Source organism: Sinorhizobium fredii USDA 205 (genome assembly GCF_001461695.1).
Classification (GTDB): domain Bacteria; phylum Pseudomonadota; class Alphaproteobacteria; order Rhizobiales; family Rhizobiaceae; genus Sinorhizobium; species Sinorhizobium fredii.
The window spans coordinates 42885-61311 of the sequence record NZ_AUTC01000147.1; the positions used below are offsets into that span (position 1 = coordinate 42885).

At 62.5% G+C, this 18427-nt stretch carries 15 protein-coding genes; 10 read left to right on the forward strand and 5 right to left on the reverse strand.

All coding sequences use genetic code 11. From position 1 onward, the window contains the following. Positions 1–480: 480 nt before the first annotated feature. The 3 genes from N181_RS20220 to N181_RS20230 form a co-directional block, all read right to left on the reverse strand. Positions 481–1140 (reverse strand): metallophosphoesterase family protein, encoded by a 660-nt coding sequence (locus N181_RS20220; protein ID WP_037398389.1) that lies wholly within the window; start codon positions 1138–1140, stop codon positions 481–483. 239 nt (positions 1141–1379) lie between these two features. Further along, positions 1380–1760, reverse strand: coding sequence for a hypothetical protein (locus N181_RS20225; RefSeq protein ID WP_037434401.1), 381 nt, complete (start codon positions 1758–1760; stop codon positions 1380–1382). A 127-nt stretch (positions 1761–1887) separates the two neighbouring features. Then, positions 1888–3585: a phosphoethanolamine transferase gene (locus N181_RS20230; protein WP_037434403.1), complete on the reverse strand. Its 1698-nt coding sequence runs from the start codon at positions 3583–3585 to the stop codon at positions 1888–1890. A gap of 309 nt (positions 3586–3894) precedes the next feature. Here N181_RS20230 and N181_RS20235 point away from each other — a divergent pair, with 309 nt between their 5' ends. From N181_RS20235 to N181_RS20270, 8 genes are all read left to right on the forward strand, one after another. Next, positions 3895–4569 (forward strand): response regulator transcription factor, encoded by a 675-nt coding sequence (locus N181_RS20235; protein ID WP_014330590.1) that lies wholly within the window; start codon positions 3895–3897, stop codon positions 4567–4569. Next, complete coding sequence (locus N181_RS20240; protein ID WP_037434405.1) at positions 4566–5918, forward strand: sensor histidine kinase; 1353 nt, start codon at positions 4566–4568, stop codon at positions 5916–5918. The genes N181_RS20235 and N181_RS20240 overlap by 4 nt, the downstream gene beginning before the upstream one ends. Before the next feature lie 161 nt (positions 5919–6079). Next, a complete protein-coding gene (locus N181_RS20245) occupies positions 6080–7252 on the forward strand; it encodes an HPP family protein (RefSeq protein ID WP_037391782.1) in 1173 nt (390 codons plus the stop codon). Between the two features lie 156 nt (positions 7253–7408). Then, entirely contained in the window at positions 7409–8113 is a 705-nt protein-coding gene (locus N181_RS20250) for a CerR family C-terminal domain-containing protein (protein WP_037434406.1), read from the forward strand. Next, on the forward strand, positions 8110–9114 hold the full coding sequence (gene hlyD, locus N181_RS20255; protein ID WP_037434407.1) for a secretion protein HlyD: 1005 nt from the start codon (positions 8110–8112) through the stop codon (positions 9112–9114). The genes N181_RS20250 and hlyD overlap by 4 nt, the downstream gene beginning before the upstream one ends. Further along, on the forward strand, positions 9111–10853 hold the full coding sequence (locus N181_RS20260; RefSeq protein WP_037437517.1) for an ATP-binding cassette domain-containing protein: 1743 nt from the start codon (positions 9111–9113) through the stop codon (positions 10851–10853). The genes hlyD and N181_RS20260 overlap by 4 nt, the downstream gene beginning before the upstream one ends. Beyond that, positions 10850–12001, forward strand: a complete 1152-nt coding sequence (locus tag N181_RS20265) for an ABC transporter permease (RefSeq protein WP_037434409.1) — start codon at positions 10850–10852, stop codon at positions 11999–12001. The genes N181_RS20260 and N181_RS20265 overlap by 4 nt, the downstream gene beginning before the upstream one ends. Position 12002: 1 nt before the next feature. Further along, positions 12003–13115: an ABC transporter permease gene (locus tag N181_RS20270; protein WP_037434410.1), complete on the forward strand. Its 1113-nt coding sequence runs from the start codon at positions 12003–12005 to the stop codon at positions 13113–13115. Between the two features lie 5 nt (positions 13116–13120). Here the strand turns inward: N181_RS20270 and N181_RS20275 are convergent, their stop codons facing one another. Together N181_RS20275 and N181_RS20280 are read right to left on the reverse strand one after the other, a co-directional pair. After that, a complete protein-coding gene (locus N181_RS20275; protein WP_037434411.1) occupies positions 13121–13723 on the reverse strand; it encodes an alpha/beta hydrolase in 603 nt (200 codons plus the stop codon). 112 nt (positions 13724–13835) lie between these two features. Next, positions 13836–14768 carry a VOC family protein gene (locus tag N181_RS20280; RefSeq protein WP_037434412.1) on the reverse strand — a complete coding sequence of 311 codons (933 nt, stop codon included), beginning with the start codon at positions 14766–14768 and terminating at the stop codon, positions 13836–13838. Between the two features lie 228 nt (positions 14769–14996). Here N181_RS20280 and N181_RS20285 point away from each other — a divergent pair, with 228 nt between their 5' ends. Continuing rightward, positions 14997–16823 carry a sensor histidine kinase gene (locus N181_RS20285; RefSeq protein ID WP_037434413.1) on the forward strand — a complete coding sequence of 609 codons (1827 nt, stop codon included), beginning with the start codon at positions 14997–14999 and terminating at the stop codon, positions 16821–16823. After that, complete coding sequence (locus N181_RS20290) at positions 16820–18163, forward strand: sigma-54-dependent transcriptional regulator (RefSeq protein WP_037434414.1); 1344 nt, start codon at positions 16820–16822, stop codon at positions 18161–18163. Before N181_RS20285 ends, N181_RS20290 begins: the two co-directional genes overlap by 4 nt. Positions 18164–18427 lie beyond the last annotated feature (264 nt).

Sequence of the window (18427 nt, forward strand, 5' to 3'; positions counted from 1 at the left end):
GAAATTTCCCGGCCTGCTCAATGCAACCTAATGCAGTCTCATGCCTATGCGACCGTCGATCTTGCCTTCTTCCATCCAATGGAAGATGTCGTTGATGCTCTCCAGGCTCCCCCAAACGGGCGCCTATTGAGCATACGGAGCCGGTAAATGCTCTACCACGCCCCGAACATCGTGGACGCTCTCGACCAAAATCCGTGAAGCCTTACCGCAAGCGACGTCTCGATTTTACCTGTCTGACGATGTTGTCAGGTGGCTGTTTGACCACTCATTTGGTCATCACATCTTTCACGCGCAGGTCGAATCCACTCCGCCAGGGACCTCGACACCAGTAACAGGAAGAATAATCTAATCCACTTATGGTAGCTCTACAATCAATTTTGGAGCGCCTGTTTTGCGGCATTTGGCGTGAATTGCACCTTAAAGGCGAGTTCGCACGATGTTGCTCGATGGTCGCATAGTTTCCGCTTTCTCGTCCGGGACTCAGCGACGTCCGCCGGCGATGAGAAAGTCGATCGGCCCGCCCGGTGCGTCGTCGTCGAAGACGGCGCAGGAAAGCACGCCGCCGAAGACGGCACCCGAATCGACATTGGTCCTGTTGCCGACGGTCCGCGGATTGCTGCGGCTTGGCGTATGCCCGTGGCAGACATGCCTGCCCCAGTAAAAGCCGGAATAGTTCGGTTCGGTGCGCATCCAGAGCAGGATATCGTCGCCCTGCTCCTCGAGCGGGATCGTCTCATCCACTCCGGCATGGACGAAGATGCGATAGGGCTCGACGATGATCGACGGAAGCTCGGCCATCCAGACCAGGTGGCTTAGGGGTATTGCGCCACCGTAGGATTCCAGGGTCTCGTCGCCGCCGTTCATCAGCCATGAGCTCATCTCGGCGAGACCCCTGCGGGCCGAAAGCAGCATGTCCTCATGGTTGCCCTTGAGGGTCATCCATTGCCAACCGGTCTTGGGCGGTCCGGCCATGATCCGTTCGACGACGCCTCGGCTCTCCGGGCCGCGATCGACGAGATCACCGAGGAAAATGACCCTACCCCCGGGCGCGGATGACTCGATTGCAACCAACAGGCTTTCGAGCTGCGCGAGGCAGCCGTGAATATCACCGACAGCGAATGTGAGACGTCGGGCATTCATCAAGCGGTGCTCCCGTTGGCGTCCAAGACGGCTTTCTCCATGGATGCGGACGAGGATCGATCGTCACTCGTCTTAAGCCGCGCGATGAATTGCGGCGGCGACCGCAGGGCTCGCTTCACAGCACTATCGCATTCCAACATCGACCGAAATCGCTTTCGGCGCAAAATTGCGGAAACGCAACATGTTGGTTAATCTGAGGGCGAGGAGAGCAGCACGCCAGAATTTCGCGACCGCGCAGGTCAACGGCGCGGCGTTGACCTCGGAATAGTTGAACTTGTGATGGACACCGGGTCGCTGGCGGGGAACGTATCTTCGAGCCCCTCCTCCAGCTGCTCTTCCATCGCCTGTTGGTCGTGTGCCTGGCGGGCGTTCGGAAGCGCACCTTCCGGGATCGACGGAGAGCGCCGCGTGCCGCCTATGCCGAGCAGCTCACCATCCGCCTCCATGGCGGCGGCAAGGATTTCCTTCGCCCGCCCCACCGCATTTATCCGGTTGAGGGTGCCCTCCGCGTTCTGCGGGCACAGGACGGAAACGACCTCTCCCGTCGCGCCGACGAATTCGACGGTGAAACCCGCCTTGCCGCCGCGCTCGGGGAAGACCTGGATTCCAACGAACTGCATCGGTTGCTCCTTCCATGGAAGGACCTACGGTTACCGTGACCGCAATCGGACCGGTTTCGAGCATGCAGTCTAGCAGATTTTCCGGACTGCCGACAGTTCGATCCGTCGCGGCTGCTTTGTCCGCTGCCTACAGAACTCCCCCCGGTCCAGCTCGCAGGCCGCTCTCGGCCGCGTGGTAGCCCGGTGCCTCGTTCTTCCGCTCCGTCGGGCGCGTGCAGGCCGCGAAAGCGTCGAGGGAGCGGTTATAGACGCCCGTTTGCACGTCCATCATGCCGAGCACCGTATGGAAGAGGTTGTCGTGCGACTTCGGGGTGTCTGCGTCCGTGGAGAGACAGGCTGCGTCAACCCCCATCGCGGTCTGATATGGTTTCGAAAACCAGGCGATGAAGGGGACCTGCGTCTGTTCCTTGGGTGCGATCGCATAGGGCGCGCCGTGCAGATAAATGCCGTTTTCGCCGAGCGATTCCCCATGGTCCGACATGTAGATCATCGCGCCGGCAATGCGGTCCTGGTGCTTTTCGAGCAGCCTCGCGACGCTCGCCAGGATATGGTCCGTGTAGAGGATCGTGTTGTTATAGGCGTTGACGATTTCCTCCGTCGTGCAGCTCATCAGTTCCGGAGTCCGGCAGTCCGGCGTGAAGCGGCGGAACGCCTCGGGATAGCGCAGGTAATAGGATGGCCCGTGGCTGCCGAGTTGATGCAGCACGATGACGCTATCGTTGGTCGTTGCGCCGAGCTTTTTATCCAGGTCGTCGAGGAAGATTTCGTCGAGACATTCGCCATCGTTGCACAGCGGGCTGTTCTTCCTACGCGTCATGCTGGCGAAATTGATGAGGTCGGCGATTCCCTTGCTGCCCGTGTTGTTGTCCCACCAGGTAACCGAAACGCCCGCATGCGTCAGTACGTTGACGAGGTTTTCACTCGAGCGAGCCTTCCAGTCGCTGTACTCTCTGCGGGGATAGACGGAAAACATGCAGGGCAATGAGACGGCTGTCGCCGTGCCGCAGCTCGTCGTGTCGCGGTAGTTGACCACGCCAAGCGTCTTCAATTCCGGATTTGTCTCCCGGTCATAACCATTGAGGGAGAAGTTCATCGCCCGCGCAGTCTCGCCCGCAACCACCACCACGACGACAGGCTTGCCGGCTGTGGCGATGCGCGCGCCCTTTTTGGCGTCGGTCCCGAGTGGTTGCACGACCAGATTGCGTTCGCGATAGGTCGAAAGACCGTAGCGCACCGCCGACGAGATCGGCCCGGCCGGATTGAACCGGACCATCAGGTCCCGATGCTCCCGCAGCGCATAGGCGATGCCGGCAAAGTTGGCGTAGATGAGCACGCCGCTCAAGACAAGCGCCGGAGCAATGAAGAGGAAATTGACGGCGGCCTTTGCGAAAAATCGACGATGCCTGACTTTCACCCAGGCGATCAGAAGGGAGGGAATGAGCGCGTAGAGCGCAACATGAAGCGCAAGGCCGCCTGTCAGCAGATGGCCAGCCTCGGCTTCCGTGGTGACGGCGGCATTGCCGATCATGCCCTTGTCGATGACGACGCCGAACGTATCGGTGAAATAAGAGGCGGCCGCCGATATGATGATCAGCAGGATCAGCACCGGCTTCATCACATATTTCATCGAAAGTGACGTCAGGATCGAAAAGGTGGTGAGACCGAGTGCCACGCCGAGCGATAGCATGGCGATCCACGCGTGATCGAAATAGGCCACCGCGCGGCTCCAAAAGGAATTGTTGGTGAGCATCAGCAGGTAAAGCGTGGCGATCGCGCTCAATGCGATGCTGCCGATTTCCGGCCGGCGACTTCTGAAGGCAGCCAAAACATTTTTCTCCAAGCAAGGGAGCTCATCGCTCTCATTGGTTTGTTGCGGCATTCCGAGCCGTCATCGACCACTTTGAGAGACGCAACCGGTTCGCCGACGCGTCTCGACGCCTCCGCCAGTACCGCGGGCAAGCTGTCGAAGTACTGTCGGGAGAATGGTTGAAGACGGTCCGGAACTGCGCCGAGTCCGTGACATCGCGAGGCGGACGGTTTCTCGACAGCCTTGCAAAGGCACGTTGGCACCTTACGGAAAAACTCCTATGGTCTGCGGCCGACGCCCGCAGAGGGCTAACGATCAGGAAAACGCATGCGCCTGCTGCTCGTCGAAGACAGCCCCCGCCTCATCGAGCTCGTGGGCGAGACCATGCGTGATGCAGGCTGGCGGCTCGACGCAGTCTCGAGCCTGGGTGAGGCCGAAGCGGCGATCTCCGAGCGGGAGCACGATCTCGTCCTTCTCGACCTTGGCCTGCCGGATGGCGACGGTATCGATCTTCTGAAATGGATAAGGCAGCAGCACGCCGGGTTGCCAGTCCTCGTCATCACCGCCCGCGGTTCCGTCGACGAACGCGTCCAGGGGCTCGATGCCGGGGCGGACGACTATCTGGTGAAGCCGTTCCACCATCGCGAATTGCTTTCCCGATGCCGGGCCATGCTGAGGCGCAATCCGCATGCAATACAGCCGGTGCTCGAGGCCGGCGCGTTGCGCTTCGATCCAGCCACCGCAGAGCTTACCTGTGATGGGGTCATGGTCGCCCTCCCTCCGCGAGAACGCTCGCTGATCGAGATATTGATGCGCGAAGTCGGGCGCGTCGTTCCAAAGCGCCGGCTGGAGACCGCCCTCTCGGAATATGGGCAGGAGCTCAGTTCCAATGCGCTGGAGCTTGCCGTTTCCAGGGTGAGGAAGCGATTGCAGCCGCTGGACACAGGCGTACAGATCGAAACAGTGCGCGGCATCGGCTATCTCTTGCGGACTGCTGCATGAGGAAACGCACCCCGTCGCTGATCGGCATTGTGGCGCGGCGCATCGTCGCCTTTTCCCTGCTTGCAATGGTCCTGCAGATCGGCGTGGTTTTTGCCGATTACTGGTTCGATGACGACAAGCTCAGCGTCCTGATGCTGCAGCAGGAGACGGAGACCCTGTCGCGGGTGATCACGACGCAGGACGGGCTGCTGAGATACAAGCCAGATCACGAGCTCCGGGAACGCTATCTGGAACTGAATGGACGCGCCGGCGCGATCTATGTCCGGGTGCGCACCGCGTCCGGTTCGGTGCTCTTTTCCAATTGTACGACGGAGTGCGCCGAGCATTTCCTGCCGTTGAGCGTCAATGCACCGAACTTCTGGAAGCGGCTGATCGAGCCGGGCAAGCCCTTCAGTGTGGCGGGCGGCCAATCCTTCGAACGCAATGGTGAATCGGTGATTGTGGAGTTGGCGATCCTGAAGGACCCGAACGGTTTCATGTACGCTGCCCTGCTCCATGAGATGTTCGATTCGATGATCGTACCGATGACCCTCATGTTCTGCCTCGTCATCGGCGCGACGATCTGGTCGATCCGAAGCGCGCTCAGGCCGGTGGCGATGGCGGTCACGGCTGCGGATGCGATCGATCCGCGCGACAGCGGCGCCCGCCTTCCGATAACGCGCATGCCGCAGGAGATCGAACGCCTCGTCAGCGCCGTCAATCGCCTGCTTGCCCGCGTTGCCGATCTCGTTCAATCCCAGAAAGTCTTCTCTTCCTCGATCGCGCACGAGATACGCACGCCCGTTTCGATCGCCAAGATGGAACTGAGTCGCATCGACGATCCTCGGGCGCGCAATGCCGAGCGGGATCTCGACGCGCTGACGCATATTCTCGAGCAACTGACGTCGCTGGCGCGGGCCGATGCAGTAGACCCCTCCGCCTACCAGCGGGCTAGCCTCTCCGAGATCGGAGCCGAGGTGGCGCAAGCCACAGCGCCGTTCGTCTTCGACCACGAAAAGTCGATCGAATTCGTCGACCACGCGACAACGCCCGTGACGGTGATCCCGGCGCTCGTCGAGAACATGCTCAGGAACCTGATCGAAAACGCGGTAAAGCACAATCCGCCCGGCACTCGCATCGTCTTGACCTGCGGGCCAGGCCCTCTGGTCTCCGTCGAGGATGACGGCAAAGGGCTGGTCGATCTGCCGGAACACAATGAGGACCTCGGCTACGTCAAGCGCTCCGGTCAACTCGGTCTTGGCATGAAAATCGTTCATCGGATCGCCGAGCTTCACAAGGCGAGAATTTCGATCGACACCGCACCCGATCGCGGCACCAAGATCACGATCGACTTTGCGGCAGGAGCCTGAAATTGGATTCAACCTGCGGCCCGGACGTTTATTGGGCACAATGCATATATTTTAATCCATAGCGCATTCTTGGATGCAGATTGCGTGCCCAATCTCCGATCACATGCTATTGCGCTGTGCACTATTGTCCTGCCCACCCTCCGCGTCGCTCACGAGCATCCATGTCCAAGGCCGCAGTTCTCCTCCGACGTTTCATGCCTTCGCTGGTACCGGTCAACGGCTGGGAGCGGCTGCGTTCCTCCTGCGGTGCGCTCATCGGAATATTGCTGACGGGCTTCATCAGCACGCTCGCCATCGGCACTGACGCCAGCCTGCCGCTGCTCATTGCGCCGATGGGCGCCTCGGCCGTGCTGCTCTTTGCGGCGCCGTCGAGCCCGCTCGCCCAGCCCTGGTCTATCCTCGGCGGCAACGTCGTCGCCTCGACAGTCGGCGTCACCTGCGCCCTGTTCATTGCGGATCCGGTCGTGGCCGCGGCCGTGGCTATTGCCGTTGCCATCGGCGCCATGCTCGTGCTCGGCTGCCTGCATCCGCCGAGCGGCGCCGTCGCGCTGACGGCCGTGCTCGGCGGTCCGGCCATACGGGAAGCCGGCTACGCCTTCGTCCTGTCGCCAGTCGCGGTCAATTCGCTGCTTATCCTCGCCGTCGCGCTGGTCTTCAATAACCTCACGGGCCGGCGCTATCCGCACCTGGCGCCGGCGGTGAACGTGCACAAGACACAGGATCCCCTGCCGAGCCAACGTCTCGGCGTGGTGCCGGAAGATCTGCAAGCCGTGCTGGCGCAATACGGCGAGGTCGTCGACATCAGCCCCGAAGAACTCGACAGTTTCATTCATCAGGCGCAGATACGCGCCTTCACCCGCCGGTCGGGCGAAATCACCTGCGGCGAGATCATGTCGCGCGATGTCCTGACCGTTGCGCCGGACACCGCGTTGCGCAAAGCCTGGCGGATGCTCGTCGAACACCGGATCCAGGCATTACCGGTGGTTACCGAAAAGGACGGCATGGTCGGCATTCTCACGCAAATGGACTTCATGAAGCACACAACGCTGACGGCGGATGGGCGGCTGCAGATCGGCCTTCGCGAGCGGATCGGCAACATCATCGGCCTGCCGGCAAAGTCGCCTCGGTTCGTTTCCGAAATCATGACCACCCGCGTTCAGTCGGCGCTTCCGGAAACGATGGTCGCCAAGCTGGTGCCACCGATGGCGGACATGGGCCTGCACCATATGCCGGTGGTGGATGCCGACAACCGGGTCGTGGGTATCGTCACCCAGTCGGACCTGATCGCGGCGCTGTTCCAGCGGCGGCTCGATACGGTGCAGCAAGTCGCCTGAACGCGTGATAACCAGAATTTAGCTCTGTCGGTTTCGCCGCGCGCGGCGGTTTGCACAGTCGTGCTCGGTTGCCTGGCAGATCGGGCTGTTTCAGGTGTCTGCTGAAATTTCATTCGATCGATTGACTTATTCATATGAATGAGGTAATTTAAGCAAATGATGAAGAACGATGAGACCACAACACAGATCAAGGCCGAGCGCGGCGACGCGACGCGAGAGAAGCTTCTCGCCACGGCGATCGACATCTTCGGTCGCTATGGCTTCGACGGCGCCACGACGCGAAAGCTCGCCGATGCGGCGGGCGTCAACCTCCAGGCAATCCCCTATTATTTCGGCGGCAAGGAAGGGCTCTACATCGCCGCCGCGGAGCACCTCGCAGCTCTGATCGGCGACCATGTGCGCGATCTGCGTGCCACCATCCTCGGCCGCATTGCGGAGCTCGACGAACAAGGTCGGCCGATGACCTCCGCCGAGGCGCGCGCCTTCCTCACGCAGATGGTCCAGAGGATGATCGTTCTCTTCGTCAGCAAGCAATCGGAAAGCTGGGCGCGCTTCATCATTCGCGAGCAGATGGAACCGACCGAAGCCTTCAAGCGGATCTACGGCAACATCATGCGGCCGATGATCGAGATGGCGCGCCGGCTGATCGGTGCCATTCTCGAGGACGACCCGGCCTCCGAACACATCCGGCTCAGAACGCTCTCCTTCGTCGGCAGCGTGCTCGTGTTCCGCATGGCCCATGCCGCCGTCTATGCGCAGCTCGAGTGGGAAAGCGCCGGACCGAAGGAAATCGAGACATTGCACCGGCACGCGGCCGAACTGGTGGCCATACTCGGTGCGGAGAAGGACCGCCAGCGATGAAGAAAATTGCACTCATCACCCTGCTCATCGCGGCGGGCGGAGCCGGCGCCTGGTGGCTCGATCTGCCTGCGCGGCTCGGCTGGGCTGAAGACAACAGGAACACGGTTCTCTACGGCAATGTCGACATCCGCCAGGTGTCGCTCGGCTTCCGCGTCAGCGGCCGCATCGCCGAACTTCGCGTCGATGAGGGCGACGCGGTCAAGGCTGGCGACGTGATCGCCAGGCTTGATGCCGAACCGTTCCAGCAGGCCCTGGACGCGGCCGAGGCAGATGCCGAGGCGCTCCGCGCCACGCTTGCAAAGCTCAAGGCGGGCGCCCGCCCGACCGAGATCGCCCAGGCCCGCGCCGTGTATGAAGAACAACTTGCCGAACTCAAGAATGCCGAGCTCGCCTATCAGCGGGCGCAGCGCCTGCGGCCGGCCGGCACGATCTCGCAGGCCGAACTTGATCAGGCGATTGCAAGCCGTGCCGCGGCTACCGCCCGTGCCGCCTCCGCACGCGAAGCTTTGGCTCTGCTCGAAGAGGGAAGCCGCGTGGAGGACATAGCCACAGCCCAAGCGCAGGCGAATGCCGCGATGGCAAAGGCCGCGAGCGCCCGCACCGCGCTCAAGGATGTCGAGCTGGTCGCACCGAGCGCCGGCATCATTCTCTCTCGCGTCCGCGAGGTCGGCGCGGTCGTCTCCCCGGCCGACACGGTCTATGTGCTCTCTCTGACGGAGCCCGTCTGGGTCCGCGCCTATGTCGCCGAACCGGACCTTGGCCGCGTCCACCCGGGAATGAAGGTCAAGGTGACCTCGGACACAAACCCTGGACACGGCTATGAAGGAACGATCGGCTTCATCTCGCCGGTCGCCGAATTCACGCCGAAATCGGTGGAAACGCCCGAGCTCAGAACTGATCTCGTCTACCGGCTCAGGATTGTCATCGCCAAGCCGGGCGCCGACCTGCGCCAGGGCATGCCGGTCACCGTGCACCTGCCAAGCCCGGAGGCCGGCACATGACATCTGGGGCCGATACCGGAGCCGCCGCGCCCTTCGTGCGGCTGGCTGCCGTGTCCAAGCGGTTCGGCGCGGCGCCCCCTGCCCTCGACTCCATCGATGGCGTCATCGAAGGCGGACGGATCACCGGTCTCGTCGGTCCGGATGGCGCCGGCAAGACGACACTCATCCGGCTGATAACCGGGCTGATGCTGCCGGACGAAGGCACCGTCGAAGTGCTCGGCTACGGCACGCGCAAGGATCCGGCCAGCATCCAGGCGGCGATCGGCTACATGCCGCAGCGCTTCGGGCTCTATGAGGACCTGTCGGTTCAGGAAAACCTCGATCTCTATGCCGACCTGCGCGGGTTGCCGCTGGCGGAACGCGGCCGGACCTTCGCCGAACTGCTCGAATTCACTGATCTGGCCCGTTTCACGACGCGGCTCGCCGGCAAGCTTTCCGGCGGCATGAAGCAGAAGCTCGGCCTTGCCTGCGCCCTGCTGCGCAAACCGCGGCTGCTGCTGCTTGACGAACCCGGCGTCGGCGTCGATCCGATCTCGCGGCGCGATCTCTGGAAGATGGTCGAGAACCTGACGGCGGAAGGCATCGGCGTTCTCTGGTCGACGGCCTATCTCGATGAAGCCGAAGCCTGTGATCATGTCCTGCTGCTCAACCAGGGCAGGCTGCTGTTTGCCGGCTCGCCCCCGGAGATGACCGGTCGCGTCAAGGATCGCGTCTTCCGGCTGTCCGGCACGACCGGGCGACGCCGCGAGAGGCTGGCACGCCTGCTCGATAAGGACGGCGTCGTCGATGGCGTCATCCAAGGCGAGGCGATACGGCTGGTGATGAAGCAGGGGCTCACCCCTCCCTTGCTCGAGGGGTCGTCCGGCAGCGCCACGGCGACGCCGCCGCGATTCGAGGATGCCTTCGTCGATATGCTTGGCGGAGGGCCGGGCGGACGGTCGCGGCTTGCGGAGACCCAGCGGCAATTCGCCGCCGATGGCGGTCGGCCGGTGATCGAGGCGCGCGGGCTGACGAAGCGCTTCGGCGATTTCACGGCTGCCGACAACATCACCTTCGATATCCCGCGCGGCGAGATTTTCGGCCTGCTCGGTCCGAACGGCGCCGGAAAATCGACCACTTTCAAGATGCTGTGCGGCCTTTTGAAGCCTACCGCCGGCGAAGGTCGCGTCGCGGGCTTCGATCTTCGGCGCGACGCCGCCGAAGCGCGCAACCGGCTCGGCTACATGGCGCAGAAATTCTCCCTCTACGGCGATCTGAGCGTCCTGCAGAACCTGAATTTCTTTGCGGGCGTCTACGGACTTTCCGGCGCCAGGAAGCGCGAACGGATCGGTCTGATGACGGAGATCTTCGATTTCGGCACGATCCACGACATGTCGGCGAAGGACCTGCCGCTCGGCCTCAAGCAGCGTCTGGCGCTCGCCTGTGCCGTGTTGCACGAACCGGAGGTTCTGTTCCTCGACGAGCCGACCTCCGGTGTCGATCCGATCACCCGACGTGAGTTCTGGACGCATATCAACGGCCTGGTCGAAAAGGGCGTGACGGTTCTCGTCACCACCCATTTCATGGACGAGGCGGAATATTGCGACCGCATCTCGCTGATCTATCGCGGCCGGTCGATCGCGCTCGGCTCGCCGGACGAGATGAAAGCGCGCGTCGCCGGCATGGACCTGCCGGATCCGACCATGGAGGATGCCTTCATCGCCCTCGTCCAGGGCTCGGAGGCAAAGGAGGCGGCATGAGCGCCGACCCGAAAAAGCGAAAATCCGAACGCTCTGGCCGCGCCAGGCGCTTCGCCGCCCTGGTGCGCAAGGAAAGCTCTCAGGTGGTTCGCGATCCGAGCAGCATCCTGATCGCCTTCGTGCTGCCGCTCATCCTGCTCTTCCTGTTCGGCTATGGCGTCTCGCTCGACACGACACAGACGCGGATCGGCCTCGTCGTCGAGGAGGCGACGCCGCTGACGCGCGATCTCGCCGCGAGCTTTCAGGCGTCGCGCTATTTCGCCGTCGCCAATGGTCGCGATCGCCGTGAATTCGAGGACGACCTTATCCTCGGTCGGGTGCGCGGCATTGTCGTCATCCCGGCCCGCTTCGCGGCCGATCATGCGGCGGGACGCCATCCTGCGGTCCAGGTGATCGTCGACGGATCCGATCCGAACACGGCGAATTTCGTGCAGAATTATGCGCAGGGAACGGTCGCCAACTGGGAGCGTCAGCGCACCCTGGAGGGCCAGGGCCAGCCGCCGGCGATCGCCGCCCAACAGCGTTTCTGGTTCAACCCTGAATTGACCAGCCGGAACTTCCTCGTTCCGGGCTCGATCGCCATCGTCATGACGCTGGTCGGCACGCTGCTGACGTCTCTCGTCGTCGCCCGCGAATGGGAGCGCGGCACGATGGAGGCGATGATGGCGACCCCGGTCTCGGCCGCCGAACTGCTCGCCGGCAAGCTCCTACCCTATTTCATCCTCGGCCTCAGCTCGATGACGCTCTGCGTGCTTCTCGCCATTTTTCTGTTCGGAGTCCCCTTCCGAGGTTCGGTGGTAGCGCTTTATGCGCTCTCCGCAACGTTTCTAATGCCGGCCCTCGGGCAAGGGCTGTTGATTTCGGCAGCTACCAAGAACCAGTTTCTTGCCTCCCAGCTCGCGTTGATCTCCGCTTTCCTGCCAGCATTCCTGCTGTCCGGCTTCCTGTTCGAGATCAATTCGATGCCGACCATCATCCAGTGGTTCACCTATATCGTGCCGGCACGCTATCTCATTCCCAGCCTGCAGACGGTGTTCCTCGCCGGTGACATCTGGCCAATGTTCGGCCGGGCAATTGCGGTGATGTTCCTGATCGGCTGCGTTTTCTTCGCGCTGGCTGCGCGCAGCACCAGAAAGAGGATCGGTTAGGATGTGGTGGGGTCGACTGAAGGCGTTGATCGTCAAGGAACTGCTTGCCGTGCTTCGGGATCCGAAAGGCCGAACGATCCTGATCGGCCCGCCGATCATCCAGTTGCTCGTGTTCTCCTACGCGGCGACGCTCGAGGTGAAGAACGTCGACCTCATGTTGTTGAACCGCGACAATGGCCACTGGAGCCAGGAGCTCGTCCAGCAGATCGGCGGTTCGCCGACCTTCCGCTCGATCCGGCTCGCCAACAGTCCCGCCGAGATCCAGTTCGCGATCGACAATCAGCATGTGCTGGCGGCAGTGGAAATCGGTCCGACCTTCTCGCGCGACATCGAGGCCGGGAAACCCGCCGAGGTGCAGATGATCCTCGACGGCCGGCGCTCCAACGCCTCGCAGATCGTGTCCGGGTATCTCAGCCGCATCGTTGGTACGCTCGCAGCCGAAACGCCGGCCGGCGAACGTGCCGCATCCCAGGCAATCAGGGTCGAGGCGCGCAACTGGTTCAACCCCAATCTCATCTTTCAGTGGTTCATGGTACCCAATCTGGTGGCGAGCATTGCACTGCTGATCGGGCTGATCGTCACCGCGCTGTCGGTCGCGCGCGAGCGAGAACTCGGAACCTTCGATCAGCTCATCGTCTCGCCATTGCGCACGCACGAAATCCTCATCGGCAAGCTCATCCCTCCGATGATGATCGGGCTCTTCCACATCACGATTTATATTCTTGCCGCCGTCTTCATCTTCGGTGTGCCGCTGCGCGGTTCGCTCTTCCTGCTCTACGGGAGCGCCATCTTCTATCTCGCCGCGGTCGTTGGGCTCGGCCTGTTCATCTCGGCGCTGTCGATGACCCAGCAGCAGGCGATTCTCGGAGCCTTCCTGTTCATGGTGCCGGCGATGCTCCTTTCCGGCTTCGCCACGCCGATCGAGAACATGCCAAGCTGGCTGCAGCCGGTGACGCTGATCAATCCGCTGCGCTATTTCCTGGTGATCGTGAAGGGCGTGTTCCTCAAGGATATCCCGGTTGCCGAAGTGGTGCACCAGACACTACCGCTGTGCCTAATCGCCGTCGTCACGCTTTCGTCCGCCGCCTGGCTCTTCCGCCGACGGCTCGAGTGAGAGTTTCACGCCTTCAAGAATCGGCCGATCGCCGCGATCTCGTTCTGGCGGATGTCGTGGCCGCCGGAATGCCATTCGACTTCGACCGTCGCCTGCTGCTTCTTGAAATAGTCGGCGAGCGCCTGGGTCAGCGGCGCCGGGCAGATCGGATCGCGTTCGCCGGCGGTGATCAGGATCTTGCGACCCGAGAGAGCGGGATTGTCCTTCGGGCGGAACGGGATCAGCGGATGCATGAGCACCGCCTTGTCGAAGACGCCCTCCTCGATCAGCACGTTGGCGAGGATATTGGCGCCGTTCGAATAGCCGAGGCCGATGATCTCAGAGGCTTCATGCTCGGCAGCGAGCGACTTCACGAAGTTTGCCATCTTCCCGGTGGCGCGTGCGAGGTCCGCTATGTCGTAGACCCCCTCGCCCGTGCGCCTGAAGAACCGCGCGGCCCCATGTTCCGACACGTCGCCGCGCGGCGAGACAATGCTCGCCTCCGGCAAAAGCTCAGCGCCGAAACCGAAGAACTGGTTTTCGTCTCCCCCCGTTCCGTGCAGGACAAAGAGGATCGGATTGCCGGGCTTGCCGGCTTTCAGCTTATGCACATAGCCATGGTCTGCCATTGAATTCTCCTTTTCTGCCAATAGGTCAGCGGTCGCTTATCCCACATAACTTTAAGAACGCCTGCCCCTCCCTCGAATATACGAAGGAGGACCGGAGCGGCGGAGGAACGCTTTATCCCTCGAGCTTTTGCAAATGGCTTTCGAGGATCGGCCGGAGATGTTTATGCTGATGCGGCAGCTTCAGCGTCTCGCCGAGATGGGCGACCTCCTCGTCGCGGTCGAAGCCCGGCTCGTTGGTGGCGATCTCGAAGAGGACACCGCCCGGTGTGCGGAAATAGATCGCCCAGAAATAGTCGCGGTCGATAACCGGCGTGACGTGATAACCGGTATCCATCAGCGCCTTGCGCACTTCGAGCTGCTTCTCGCGATTGTCCACGGCAAAGGCGACATGGTGCACGGAGCCGGCCCCTTGTGCGGCGCGATTGATGTTCGGCAGCGTTTCCAGGTCGATGAGGCCCGCGCCGTTGCCACCCGGCACTATCAGCCTTGTGACACCATCCTTGCGGTCGAGTTCTTCGTAACCCATGAACTTCAACAGCTCCGCGGTTGCGCCCTCGTCGCGCAGCCGCATCGAAACCGAGTGAAAGCCGCGGATTGCGTGATCCTCAAAGACGCCGCCTTCGGTCCAGGGCGCGCGCGGATCGCCCTCGACCTCGACGAGAGCAAAGCCGTCGCCGTCGGGTCCGGCGAAGTTCAGCCGCTTCTCGCCGAAAAACTCCTCGGCCTTGAGCCCCGTGACGCCGAGCCGCGCCAGCCGGTCATGCCAGAAACCAAGCGCCCCCTTCGGCACGGAAAAGACGGTTGTCCCTACCTCCCCTGTGCCGGCCCTGCCGCGCGGCATCTGCGGAAAGGGGAAATAGGTCATCACCGTCCCAGGCGTGCCGGTCTTGTCGCCGTAATAGAGATGGTAGACGTCCGGCGAGTCGAAGTTCACCGTCTTCTTGACGCGGCGCATCCCAAGCGTGCTGGTGAAGAAGTGGTTGTTGGCGCGGGCATCGTCTGCCATGGACGTGACGTGATGCAGGCCTCTGATCTGGTCGAGCATTGTCGTTGCCTTTCTGCCCGTCTGTCTTCGGGCTTGTCGATGCCGAATAGATGCTCTCTTCCGGCCAACGGCAAAAGACCAAGGCCAACAAACGCATTGTCAACATCCTATTGACGCTCATGGAAGATCGTTTATTTGGGCGATACTCACCGGACGCTTGCCATGGGTCGAGCGCGCTCTTACGATCCGAACACCAATTGACGCGCGGGGGAGGAGCCGGGCATTCCCGTGAACTACCGTTTCCTGCTTATGCTCTTGCTCCTGCCGGTCGCCGTCGTGACGCTCGCCGTGCAGGGCAACGTCGTTGCCACCCGCAGCTACATGCAGGAAGCCTCGGCGCAGGCGAATACCGCCCTGAGGCTATCCGTCGCCGCCCTCAGCGGCCACCTCAATCGTTATCAGGCGCTGCCCGCTCTGATCGCCGATCACGACGACATCAAGGAACTCGTGACGCGCCCGCGGGATCGCCGGCTGCGGGACGCCGTCAACGGTTATCTGAAAGACATCAACAGGCTCCTGAAATCCTCCGATATCTACGTCATCACCCCGGACGGAGATACAATCGCCGCCAGCAACTACGACGGGCCCGCAAGCTTTGTCGGCCAGAACTTCAGCTACCGCCCCTATTTCCAGGATGCGCTGCGGGGAGCGCAGTCCCGCTTCTATGCCCTCGGCACGACTTCTCTGAAGCGGGGCTATTATTTCGGCTCGCCCGTGCGCGTCGGCGATGAGATCCGCGGCGTCATCGTCTTCAAGGTCGATATCGAGACCATCGAAGCCTCCTGGCAGGGCGGCGAGTACAGGATTTTCGTTTCCGATCCGGAAGGGATCATCTTCATGAGCGGAAACCCGGAGTGGCTCTACGCCGGCATCCTGCCTTTGACGCCCGAACGGCTCGCCCGGACGGAAGCCTCGAGGCGCTATGCCAATGCCATCCTCCACCCCTTGCCGGTCGTTCGGCGCGCGATAGACGGTCACGCGTTGATGACCGTTTCGGGCAGCGAAGGCGCCCGAGAATACCTGGTGCTCTCGCATTACATGCCGGACGCCGACTGGACGGTGAACGTCCTGACCGACACGGCCTCGGTCAGGACCCAAGCGCTGACTACGGTCGCGGCCGCCATCCTGTTGCTCTGTCTTACCGGATTGGCGGTCGCAATCCTCATTCAGCGGCGGGCGCGGCTGCGCGAGCGAATACTGATGCAGGAGCAGGCGCAGGAGGAACTGGAGCGTCGGGTCGAGGAGCGCACCGCCGATCTTGCTCGCGTCAACGTGCAGATCGAGGCGGAGATCGCCGAGCGGCGGCTTACCGAGCAGCAATTGCGTCAGACGCAGGCGGATCTCGTCCAGGCCGGCAAGCTCGCGGGGCTCGGCCAGATGTCGGCCGCCCTTTCGCATGAATTCAACCAGCCGCTCGCCGCGGCCAAGACCTATGCCGACAGCGCCGCATTGCTGATCGAGCGGGGGAGAACGACCGAGGCGAGCGACAATGTCCGGCGCATCTCCGGCCTCATCGACCGAATGGCGGCGATCAGCCGGCATCTGCGCAACTTCGCGCGCAAGCCGAATGAAAAGCTCGGCGCCGTTCCGCTCGAGGACGTGATGCACGACACGATGGAGATCGTCGCGACGCGGTTGAAGACGGCGAACGCTGCAATCGACATCGACCTCGGCGCCGAGCCGCTGGTCGTGCGGGCCGGTTCGGTGCGGCTGCAGCAGGTGCTCGTCAACGTCATCTCCAATGCGGCCGATGCCGTCGAAGGCCTCGATGATCGTATGATCTTGGTGCGCGCCTGGCGCGAGGACGATAGGGCTGTAATAACCGTAAGCGACCGCGGCCCCGGGGTAGCACCCGCCATCGCGGAGCGCATCTTCGATCCCTTCTACACGACCAAGGGGGTGGGAAAGGGCCTCGGGCTCGGCCTTTCGATCTCCTACAACATCGTCAAGGATTTCGGCGGCAGCCTGACGGTGTCGAACCGTGCCAACGGAGGAGCCGTGTTCCGAATCGAACTTGCCGTCATTCCCGAGTCCGAGCGGGAGGCCGCCGAATGAGTGAAAGCCGCGTCCTGCTTGTCGACGACGAAGAGGAGCTTCGTCGCTCGAGCGCGCAGGCGCTGGAGCTTGCCGGCTTCCGCGTCGACACCTTCGCCAGCGCCGAGCGGGCGCTCGAATTCATCAGCTTCAGCTTTTCCGGCGTGGTCATCAGCGATATCCGCATGCCGGGAATGGACGGCATGACCTTCCTGCAGCGGATCCGCGAGATTGACCCGGAAGTGCCGGTGATCCTGGTGACCGGCCATGGCGACGTCCAACTGGCTGTGCGGGCGATGCGCGAGGGTGCCTACGACTTCGTCGAGAAACCTTTCACGGCGCAGGCGCTCGCGGGCACCATCCGCCGCGCCCTCGACTGGCGTGGCCTCGTGCTCGAAAACCGCAGGCTCAGGGCCGTCGCCGGAAAACGCGACGACATCGAACAGCGCCTGCCCGGGCGAAGCCAGGTCATGGTCGACCTGCGCTACCGGGTGCGCGCGATCGGCGCATCGGACGCCGACACGTTGATCATCGGCGATACCGGCGCCGGCAAGGAAGTCGTCGCCCGCGCCCTCCATGATCTGAGCAGCCGGGCAAACAGCCCTTTCATCGCCATCAACTGCGCCGCACTCCCCGAGAATCTGATCGAAAGCGAGCTCTTCGGCCATGAGCCCGGGGCATTTCCCGGCGCACTCAGGCCGCGCTACGGCAAATTCGAGCACGGGCGCGGCGGCACGATCCTGCTCGACGAAATCGGCTCGATGCCTTTCGATCTCCAGGCGAAATTCCTGCGCGTGCTGCAGGAAAGGGTGATAACGCGGCTTGGCTCGAACGAACACGTGCCGCTCGACGTGCGCTTCATAGCGACCAGTAAGCTGGAACTGGAGCCCGAGGTCGCCGCCGGACGCTTCCGCGCCGACCTGCTCTATCGGCTGAACGTCGCGACGCTGCGCGTGCCCTCGCTGGCGGAGCGCCGCTCCGATATTCCGCTGCTCTTCATGCAGCTCGTGCGTGAATCCGCCGCCCGCTATGGCCGCGATGACATCGAGATCTCGCCGACGCTCGCCTCCGAAATGGCAACGCGCGATTGGCCGGGCAACGTGCGCGAACTGCGCAATGCTGCAGAGCGCCTGGTGCTGGGGCTGGAAACCGAGCGCGACGATGGGGCCTCGCCCGTAAACGGCACGCGCCTGGCCGACAGGGTGGCGGCCTTCGAAAAAAGCGTCATCGCCAGTGCGATCGCGGCGCATGGCGGCGCGCTGAAGCCGGTCTATGAATCGCTCGGCATTTCGCGCAAGACGCTTTACGAGAAGATGCAAAAGCTCGGCCTCGACAAAAAGGCCCTGACGGACGAGGCGTAGTCGCGCGTGGGTTGCGTGGCGGCGGTATCGCTCGGCGAGCCTACAGCGCCGCGCCTCTTATCAGACGTGGAAAGGTCGCTGTAGCACCTTGATTGCCGCGTTCTTATCCTCAAATCGACTACGACCTAAGGATAAAGACATGTAGCAGGGTGATCTTCACGCTGTTGCCTTGCTAAACGCGGCAGCAGGCTCCGCGGCGGGAATGCTTTGTGAACAAGCAGGCAATTGGTAGAAGATTACCGCCCCTTCCGTTTTGTCGAGATA

What these genes read in the sequence shown, in the direction of transcription:
- N181_RS20220 (WP_037398389.1), bottom strand. Translation starts at nt 1,140, where the DNA reads ATGAATGCCCGACGTCTCACATTCGCTGTCGGTGATATTCACGGCTGC.
- N181_RS20225 (WP_037434401.1), bottom strand. Translation starts at nt 1,760, where the DNA reads ATGCAGTTCGTTGGAATCCAGGTCTTCCCCGAGCGCGGCGGCAAGGCG.
- N181_RS20235 (WP_014330590.1), top strand. Translation starts at nt 3,895, where the DNA reads ATGCGCCTGCTGCTCGTCGAAGACAGCCCCCGCCTCATCGAGCTCGTG.
- N181_RS20240 (WP_037434405.1), top strand. Translation starts at nt 4,566, where the DNA reads ATGAGGAAACGCACCCCGTCGCTGATCGGCATTGTGGCGCGGCGCATC.
- N181_RS20245 (WP_037391782.1), top strand. Translation starts at nt 6,080, where the DNA reads ATGTCCAAGGCCGCAGTTCTCCTCCGACGTTTCATGCCTTCGCTGGTA.
- N181_RS20250 (WP_037434406.1), top strand. Translation starts at nt 7,409, where the DNA reads ATGATGAAGAACGATGAGACCACAACACAGATCAAGGCCGAGCGCGGC.
- hlyD (WP_037434407.1), top strand. Translation starts at nt 8,110, where the DNA reads ATGAAGAAAATTGCACTCATCACCCTGCTCATCGCGGCGGGCGGAGCC.
- N181_RS20260 (WP_037437517.1), top strand. Translation starts at nt 9,111, where the DNA reads ATGACATCTGGGGCCGATACCGGAGCCGCCGCGCCCTTCGTGCGGCTG.
- N181_RS20265 (WP_037434409.1), top strand. Translation starts at nt 10,850, where the DNA reads ATGAGCGCCGACCCGAAAAAGCGAAAATCCGAACGCTCTGGCCGCGCC.
- N181_RS20270 (WP_037434410.1), top strand. Translation starts at nt 12,003, where the DNA reads ATGTGGTGGGGTCGACTGAAGGCGTTGATCGTCAAGGAACTGCTTGCC.
- N181_RS20275 (WP_037434411.1), bottom strand. Translation starts at nt 13,723, where the DNA reads ATGGCAGACCATGGCTATGTGCATAAGCTGAAAGCCGGCAAGCCCGGC.
- N181_RS20280 (WP_037434412.1), bottom strand. Translation starts at nt 14,768, where the DNA reads ATGCTCGACCAGATCAGAGGCCTGCATCACGTCACGTCCATGGCAGAC.
- N181_RS20290 (WP_037434414.1), top strand. Translation starts at nt 16,820, where the DNA reads ATGAGTGAAAGCCGCGTCCTGCTTGTCGACGACGAAGAGGAGCTTCGT.